This is a genomic window from Ectothiorhodospira variabilis (assembly GCF_022227625.1).
Classification (GTDB): Bacteria; Pseudomonadota; Gammaproteobacteria; order Ectothiorhodospirales; family Ectothiorhodospiraceae; genus Ectothiorhodospira; species Ectothiorhodospira haloalkaliphila.
On sequence record NZ_JAJNAO010000007.1, the window covers coordinates 144,309 to 151,420 of the forward strand.

8 protein-coding genes are annotated in these 7,112 nt (G+C 60.9%); 1 reads left to right on the forward strand and 7 read right to left on the reverse strand.

The genetic code is table 11. From position 1 onward, the window contains the following. Positions 1 to 7: 7 nt before the first annotated feature. The 7 genes from kdsA to LPW30_RS09495 all read right to left on the reverse strand — a co-directional run bounded on the left by kdsA (position 8) and on the right by LPW30_RS09495 (position 5,660). Positions 8 to 859, reverse strand: coding sequence for a 3-deoxy-8-phosphooctulonate synthase (kdsA, locus tag LPW30_RS09465; RefSeq protein WP_239680713.1), 852 nt, complete (start codon positions 857 to 859; stop codon positions 8 to 10). Continuing rightward, positions 846 to 2,504, reverse strand: coding sequence for a CTP synthase (locus LPW30_RS09470; RefSeq protein WP_025281118.1), 1,659 nt, complete (start codon positions 2,502 to 2,504; stop codon positions 846 to 848). The genes kdsA and LPW30_RS09470 overlap by 14 nt, the downstream gene beginning before the upstream one ends. 117 nt (positions 2,505 to 2,621) lie before the next feature. Next, positions 2,622 to 3,416 (reverse strand): energy transducer TonB, encoded by a 795-nt coding sequence (locus LPW30_RS09475; RefSeq protein ID WP_239680714.1) that lies wholly within the window; start codon positions 3,414 to 3,416, stop codon positions 2,622 to 2,624. Between the two features lie 2 nt (positions 3,417 to 3,418). After that, positions 3,419 to 3,844 (reverse strand): ExbD/TolR family protein, encoded by a 426-nt coding sequence (locus LPW30_RS09480; protein WP_026623415.1) that lies wholly within the window; start codon positions 3,842 to 3,844, stop codon positions 3,419 to 3,421. 5 nt (positions 3,845 to 3,849) lie between these two features. After that, complete coding sequence (locus tag LPW30_RS09485; RefSeq protein ID WP_025281116.1) at positions 3,850 to 4,248, reverse strand: ExbD/TolR family protein; 399 nt, start codon at positions 4,246 to 4,248, stop codon at positions 3,850 to 3,852. Then, positions 4,238 to 4,987 carry a MotA/TolQ/ExbB proton channel family protein gene (locus tag LPW30_RS09490; RefSeq protein ID WP_025281115.1) on the reverse strand — a complete coding sequence of 250 codons (750 nt, stop codon included), beginning with the start codon at positions 4,985 to 4,987 and terminating at the stop codon, positions 4,238 to 4,240. Before LPW30_RS09490 ends, LPW30_RS09485 begins: the two co-directional genes overlap by 11 nt. 130 nt (positions 4,988 to 5,117) lie before the next feature. Next, on the reverse strand, positions 5,118 to 5,660 hold the full coding sequence (locus tag LPW30_RS09495; protein ID WP_025281114.1) for a flavodoxin: 543 nt from the start codon (positions 5,658 to 5,660) through the stop codon (positions 5,118 to 5,120). 878 nt (positions 5,661 to 6,538) lie between these two features. Between LPW30_RS09495 and LPW30_RS09500 the strand changes: the two genes are divergently transcribed. Then, the coding region (locus LPW30_RS09500) for a glycine/sarcosine N-methyltransferase (RefSeq protein WP_239680715.1) at positions 6,539 to 7,112 on the forward strand (574 nt) is incomplete at its 3' end.

A 7,112-nucleotide genomic window follows, 5' to 3' on the forward strand; every position in this document is an offset into this window, starting at 1 on the left:
TCCTCTACTAATCTTGGGATGCGATCAGAAACTGATCTTCAATGAAACCCTGGCGCTTGGTGACCTCGTCCAGCGCCTTGAGGGTGGTCAACAGGTCTTCCAGCAGGGGCATGGGCCAGGCATTGGGGCCGTCGGAGAGGGCCTTGTCCGGATCGGGATGGGTTTCCATGAACAATCCGGCCACGCCAGCGGCCACCGCTGCCCGGGCCAGCACCGGAACAAACTCCCGCTGACCTCCGGAGCTGCTTCCCCGTCCGCCGGGTTGCTGCACCGAATGCGTGGCATCGAATATCACCGGGCAGCCGGTCTGGCGCATCACCGCCAGGCCGCGCATGTCGGAAATCAGGGTGTTGTAGCCAAACGAGACGCCGCGCTCACAGACCATGATGCGCTCATTGCCGGTGGCCCGGGCCTTGTCCACCACGTTCTGCATGTCCCACGGGGCCAGGAACTGACCCTTCTTGATATTCACCGGCAGCCCCTGGGCGGCCACCTTCTGGATGAAGTTGGTCTGGCGGCACAGAAAGGCCGGCGTCTGCAACACATCCACCACGGCGGCCACGGCCTCCATGGGGGTATCCTCGTGGACATCCGTGAGCACCGGCACCTGGATCTGCTGGCGCACCTTTTCCAGGATCTTGAGACCTTCTTCCAGCCCCGGGCCACGAAAGCTCTTTACCGAGGACCGATTGGCCTTGTCGAACGAGGACTTGTAAATGAAAGGGATACCCAGGCGACCCGCCATTTCCTTGAGCTTTCCGGCTGTATCCAGGGCCAGTTGCTCGCTTTCGATCACGCAGGGCCCGGAGATCAGGAACAGCGGCTGATCATTACCGGCCTGAAAATCACACAGATTCATAGAGCTCACTCAGGTTGGCCTTTTTCTCATGCTGCAGCCGTGCGGCACGCACAAAACCGGAAAAGAGCGGGTGCCCATCCCGGGGCGTGGAAGTGAATTCCGGATGGAACTGGCAAGCCAGGAACCAGGGGTGGTCGTGGAGTTCCACCACTTCCACCAAGGCATCATCCATGGATTTGCCGGAGATCACCAGACCCGCCCTGGTCAGGGTTTCCAGATACTGGTTATTGAATTCATAGCGGTGCCGGTGACGCTCGCTGATCACCTCGTTTCCATAGATCCGGCAAACCAGGGTCTTGGGATCGAGACGCGCGTCCTGGCCACCCAGACGCATGGTGCCTCCCAGGTCGTCGTCCACGGCGCGGCGCTCCAGCTGACCCTCGGCGTTCTGCCATTCGGTGATCAGGGCGATGACCGGATGCGGCGTCTCGGGCCGGAATTCGGTGCTATGGGCATCCTCCAGGCCGGCCACGTGGCGGGCAAACTCGATCACGGCCGCCTGCATCCCCAGGCAGATGCCCAGGTAAGGCACCCGGTGCTCCCGGGCATAACGCACCGCAGCGATCTTGCCCTCCACGCCCCGCTCGCCAAAACCGCCCGGCACCAGAATGGCGTCCACCTCACCCAGCACATCGTCTTCCGAATTCTCCAGTTTTTCCGAATCGATATAACGGATATTCACCTTGGTGGAGGTGTGGATACCCGCATGGGTCAAGGCTTCATTGAGGGACTTGTAGGACTCGGTGAGTTCCACGTACTTGCCCACCATGCCGATGGTGACCTCCGCTTCCGGAAACTCCATGGCGTTGACCACGTTTTTCCAATCGGAAAGATCGGCCGCCCGGGCCTCCACATGCAATTTGCGCAGGACGATCTCATCCAGCTTCTGGGAGTGCAGCCACAGCGGAATCTTGTAGATGTTGTCCACATCCACCGCTGAAATGACTGCCTTTTCCTCCACGTTGGTAAACAGGGCGATCTTGCGGCGCTCCCCCTCCGGCAGGGGGTGGGTGCTGCGGCAAAGCAGGATGTCCGGCTGAATGCCGATGGAGCGCAATTCCTTGACCGAGTGCTGGGTGGGCTTGGTCTTGATTTCCCCGGCCGCGGCAATGTAAGGCACCAGGGTCAGGTGCATGAAGAGGGCATTGTCATGGCCCAGTTCCACGCCCATCTGGCGAATCGCCTCCAGGAAAGGCAGCGACTCGATGTCGCCCACGGTACCGCCGATCTCCACCAGGGCAATGTCAGCGCCCTCCGCACCGGCACGAATGGAGCGCTTGATCTCGTCGGTAATGTGTGGGATCACCTGCACGGTACCGCCCAGATAGTCGCCTCGGCGTTCCTTTCGGATCACGTTCTCGTAGATCTGACCGGTGGTGAAATTGTTGCGGCGGGTGGTACGAATGCGCACGAAGCGTTCGTAATGGCCCAGATCCAGATCGGTTTCCGCCCCATCCTCGGTGACGAATACCTCCCCATGCTGAAACGGACTCATGGTGCCCGGATCCACGTTGATGTAGGGATCGAGCTTGAGCAGGGTCACCTTCAGGCCGCGGGCCTCAAGGATGGTTCCCAGGGAGGCAGCAGCAATGCCCTTACCCAGGGAGGAAACCACGCCCCCTGTAATGAATACGTATCGAGTCATGAGATAGTCGTTGGAAATGGGGTGACGGCGACTGAATGCGCCGGATGGCGTGCAAGGATACCAGAGGGGTCATACCCCCTCAACGCGCCTTATCCCGATCACCACCGGCACAAGCCGTTAACGCAGGTTGAAGGAGACCGGGAGCGAGAAGGTAAAACGCGACTGTCCCATATCAGCGGGCATTGCGGGTAATGGGTCGGCACGGCGGATCATGTCCTCCACCGCCCGATCCAGCAGACCGTGGCCGGACCCCTGCTCCAGCTCGTAAGAGAGCACGTTGCCATCCCGGTCGATGGTGACCCGCACCGTGGCCACCCCTTCCTGTCGCCGACGCTGAGCTTGACGGGGATATTCCTTGTGACGTTCCAGCCAGGCGCGCAGCTCCCGGGCATAATCCTGCTCTGCGGCGGGATCGCCTCCACCCTGGTCGGCAGCGGGTGCGTCACGGACCTCGTCCATGGGGGCTTCATGCTCACTTTCCTCCCCCTGGACCGACGCTTCCCGCGGATGATCCTCTGCGGGCTCGCGGGGCTCCGGCTCCGGTTCGGGCTGTGGCTCCGGCTCGGGTTCGGGCTCCGGCTCCGGCTCCGGCTCCGGCTCTGGCTCCGGCTCGGGCTCGGGCTCGGGCTCGGGCTCGGGCTCGGGCTCGGGCTCCGGTTCGGGCTCCGGTTCGGGCTCCGGTTCGGGCTCCGGCTCGGGTTCTGGCTCTGGCTCGGGTTCCGGTTCGGGCAGTGCCTCCGGATCTCCAAGGGTGCGGCCTGCAGGCCCCAGGTCGATGACCACACCGGACTCACCCGGTGCTTCAGCGCCGTCGACCTCGGTGTCCGTGCGCGCCAGGTACCAAAGCACGGAGGCGTGCACCCCCACGGCCAGGAGCAGTGCAACGACCCATGGAAAACCTCGAATCTGCATGATCAATGATCACCAAGCACGGTGAGCAGCATGACTTTTTCCACACCGGCATCCCTGAGAAGTTCCATCAGATCCAGCAGTTCCTCTGTGGTGGCAGCCTGATCTGCCTTGATGCGCACGGCGGGCTGGGGGCTGGTTTCGTCGCCTTCACTCGCATCCAGGGCCTCCACGAGACGCGCCTTGAGGGCCTCACTCTCCAGCTCCTCATTCTCGAAGGCCAGACGCCCCCCCTCTCCCAGCAGGACCAGCCAGCCCTCATCGTTCACCTCTTCTTCGATGCTCGAATCCGGAGCTTCCACATCAAACACATCCTGGGAAGACAAGGCACCAGCCACCATGAAGAAGATCAGCAGGAGGAAGACGATGTTGATCAGTGGGATGAGATGGTTTTCATCCGCTTCACGCTGTGGAAACTCGGGAAGATGCATGGACTTTACTCTCGGGCCAGCCTCATGGAGCGCGGATTGGCATGGCGCACCTCATCCAGCACATCCACCACCTGCTGCAGGGGCACGCCACCTTCGGGCTGCACCACCACAGTGCGCTCTGGCTGGTCATCCAGATACTGCCGGACCACACTCCTGATGGCGTCACGTTCCACGGCCTCACCCTCGATGCGCACGCCCGAATCGACGAAGATGCGCACTGACAAGGGGGGCTCATCCACAACCGCCGGTGTTTGTTGAGCGGAGGGCGTACTCAGCGGCACCGCGCTCCAGTCGAGAAAGCTGGAGGCGAGCATGAAGAAAATCAGCAGAATGAAAACCACATCGATCAGGGGCGTCAAGCTGATCAGTGCCCGTCGGCGTGGTGGTGGCAGTTCAATCTGCATCAGAGGCCGCCCGCCCCTTCCAGAGCTTGATGCGGGCCTGCCGAGCCGCTGGCCCCTCTTCTTCCTGACGTTCGGCGATCGGCTCCGGCGGTCGCACGGTAAAGACCTGTGTCACCGCATCCTGAAGGCGATAGCGGAACCGCTCCAGCCAACGCTCCAGACCATTGAGCACCGCCACCACCGGGATGGCCACGGCCAAGCCCACGGCGGTGGTCATCAGAGCCACCCAGATGCCACCTGAAAGGATGGCCGGGTCCACCCGGTTACCCGCCGCCTCCAATTGCTGGAAGGCCACGATCATGCCCAGCACGGTTCCCAGCAGACCCAGTAACGGTGCCAGACTACCGATCACCTCCAGCACCCGGAACTGGCTGCGCAGTTTTTCCAGCCAGCCAGCAGCGATACGCCCCACTTCCTCCCGAATCAGGGGCTCGGGCATATTGGGGTCCCGGCGACCCTGGATAGCTGTTTCCACCACCCGGGCGGCAGGACTGCGGGATCGAGCGAGCACTTCCAGCGCCTTGTCAGCCTGGTGTTGACGCCAGTGCGTCAGCGCCTCATCGAGGCTGCGCTGATCCCCCAGACGCAGCCAACTGAATTGCCAGATCTTGACGAAGATGACGGTAAGCGCCACCACCGACATGACCAGCAAAATGACCACCACCGGACCACCCAGGTCAATCACGGACTGCAGGCCGTGGAGGATGCTGCTTGTTGGGGCTGTATCTTCTGAATTCATGGGGCAAAACCTCGCGGAACCAGTATGCGCCTCAGGCACGCAGGACCAGCATGCTAATGGTGTTGCTAATCATTATCAACGATAGGGCCTAAAAAAACCGCCCCGGAGAGCGCCGGGGCGGCCTGGGTGATCAAACCGGCAGATCGAAATCCGGGGCGATCTGCTTGAGCCACTGCTCGAGACGGGCCTCGGTCTGATCGCTCTGATTGTCCTGGTCCAGCACAAGGCCAACAAACGCCCCATCCACCACCGCCTGAGAGCTGTTGAAGGTATACCCCTCCGTTGGCCACGAACCCACCACGCGCCCCCCTCGATCGGTGACCACATCATGGATTTCCATCAGCGCATCCACGAATTCATCCGGGTATCCCACCTGATCGCCCAAGCCATAGAGGGCTACCGTCTTGCCGGAGAAATCCACCTCTTCCAGCGTCGGCATGAATTCCTCCCAACTCTCCTCTTCGCAATCGGCAGACAGGCCCGGCAACTGGCCCGAACCCATGGTAGGAGTACCAAATATCAGATAGTCATAGCCTGCAATATCATCAGCCGAAACCCGGTTTACATTCAGGGGCTTTGCCATGGTTTCATCATCGAACTTCTTCTTGATCATCTTGGCCACCTTGCGCGTATTGCCGGAGGTGGTACCGAAAAAAATGCCGATTCGCGCCATACTATTGCCCTCTTGGTAAAGAATGGATGACGGGGCGATACTGCGCCCGGGCACTCGCCTTGGGCGCGCCTTGCCCCGTAAGACCTCGCCGAAAGTAGGGGCAATTCCCGTGCCAACGCTGGAAAAAGACAGAGCACTCGCGTATCCTCATGTTTTGGATCACAATTTAATCCTTCCACCCCGCCCTCGCGGCGGGTGGCGTAGCGCACCAGAACAGGGCATTTGCCCCAATGTGGGGTTTGCGACATAGCGCATTCCAGGGCGCACGCAGGTGTCGTGATGAGTGACGAGATACGCGCCCTCTCGCGTGAAGATTCAGTGAATCCCCAGGGCCCAAACTTGCATTCTTCGCGAAAGTCCCCCAAGCTACTAAGGATGCATCAGCGCATAACCTTGAAGGTGCATACGGTGACCGCCACGCAATGCAGTGTGGTAATCAGCCGCAACCAGGCAGGTCTTTGGCGCGAGCAATAACGTAGTCGGAGTTCATATTATTTTGTCGCCCCGTGGGGCGACCACCTGCCAACAAGGCGTCCACGGTTTTCCGCACTCGGGCTACTTGGCCCGAAGGTCATTGAAACGGTCGTGCCCCACGACCCGGCCGCGGTAACCGTCACAAGGAAGACGCACCCCCGCACCCTTTGGGTGATTGCAGGATCCGGGCGGTCGCGACTCTTCTACAGGACACAGCAACACGCCAGCACAGAGTTCGATGGTGGAGGCGGACACCATCGCCGGCAAGCATCAAGCCGGCCACGCATCGCAGACAGGGTCGAATCGTTCGGCCCGGTCATGGCGGTGTGGTCGATATCGTGGAGGCGCTGAGCGCCGCGCGATGCAACGCAAATCAAACACCTCAAATGGCGGGGAACATCACTATGTCCAACACCATGACAGACCAGGATTTTGGCGAGAAGCCGGTAGAACGTCGCGACACCGACAACTACGTGAAGGAATACACCGAATCGTTCGTCGACAAATGGGATGATCTGATCGACTGGGACAGTCGCGCCAAGAGCGAAGGCGACTTCTTCATTCAGGAACTCAAGAAGCGTGGCGCCAAGCGCGTGCTCGACGTGGCCACCGGTACCGGTTTTCACTCTGTGCGCCTGCTTGAAGCCGGCTTCGACGTGGTGAGCGTTGACGGCGCTCCCGAGATGCTCGTCAAGGCCTTCGAAAACGGCCGCAAGCGTGGCCACATCCTGCGCACCACACAGGCTGATTGGCGCGAACTCAATCGCGACATCTATGGCCGCTACGATGCCGTTGTCTGCCTGGGTAACTCCTTCACCCACCTGTTCAACGAAAACGATCGCCGCAAGGCGCTGGCCGAGTTCTATGCCGCCCTGAATCATGACGGCGTCCTGATCCTGGACCAGCGCAACTACGACGCCATCCTGGATCACGGTTATTCCAGTGCGCACACCTTCTATTATTGCGGCGACAACGTCT

What these genes read in the sequence shown, in the direction of transcription:
- LPW30_RS09485 (WP_025281116.1), bottom strand. Translation starts at nt 4,248, where the DNA reads ATGCAGATTGAACTGCCACCACCACGCCGACGGGCACTGATCAGCTTG.
- LPW30_RS09490 (WP_025281115.1), bottom strand. Translation starts at nt 4,987, where the DNA reads ATGAATTCAGAAGATACAGCCCCAACAAGCAGCATCCTCCACGGCCTG.
- LPW30_RS09480 (WP_026623415.1), bottom strand. Translation starts at nt 3,844, where the DNA reads ATGCATCTTCCCGAGTTTCCACAGCGTGAAGCGGATGAAAACCATCTC.
- LPW30_RS09495 (WP_025281114.1), bottom strand. Translation starts at nt 5,660, where the DNA reads ATGGCGCGAATCGGCATTTTTTTCGGTACCACCTCCGGCAATACGCGC.
- kdsA (WP_239680713.1), bottom strand. Translation starts at nt 859, where the DNA reads ATGAATCTGTGTGATTTTCAGGCCGGTAATGATCAGCCGCTGTTCCTG.
- LPW30_RS09475 (WP_239680714.1), bottom strand. Translation starts at nt 3,416, where the DNA reads ATGCAGATTCGAGGTTTTCCATGGGTCGTTGCACTGCTCCTGGCCGTG.
- LPW30_RS09470 (WP_025281118.1), bottom strand. Translation starts at nt 2,504, where the DNA reads ATGACTCGATACGTATTCATTACAGGGGGCGTGGTTTCCTCCCTGGGT.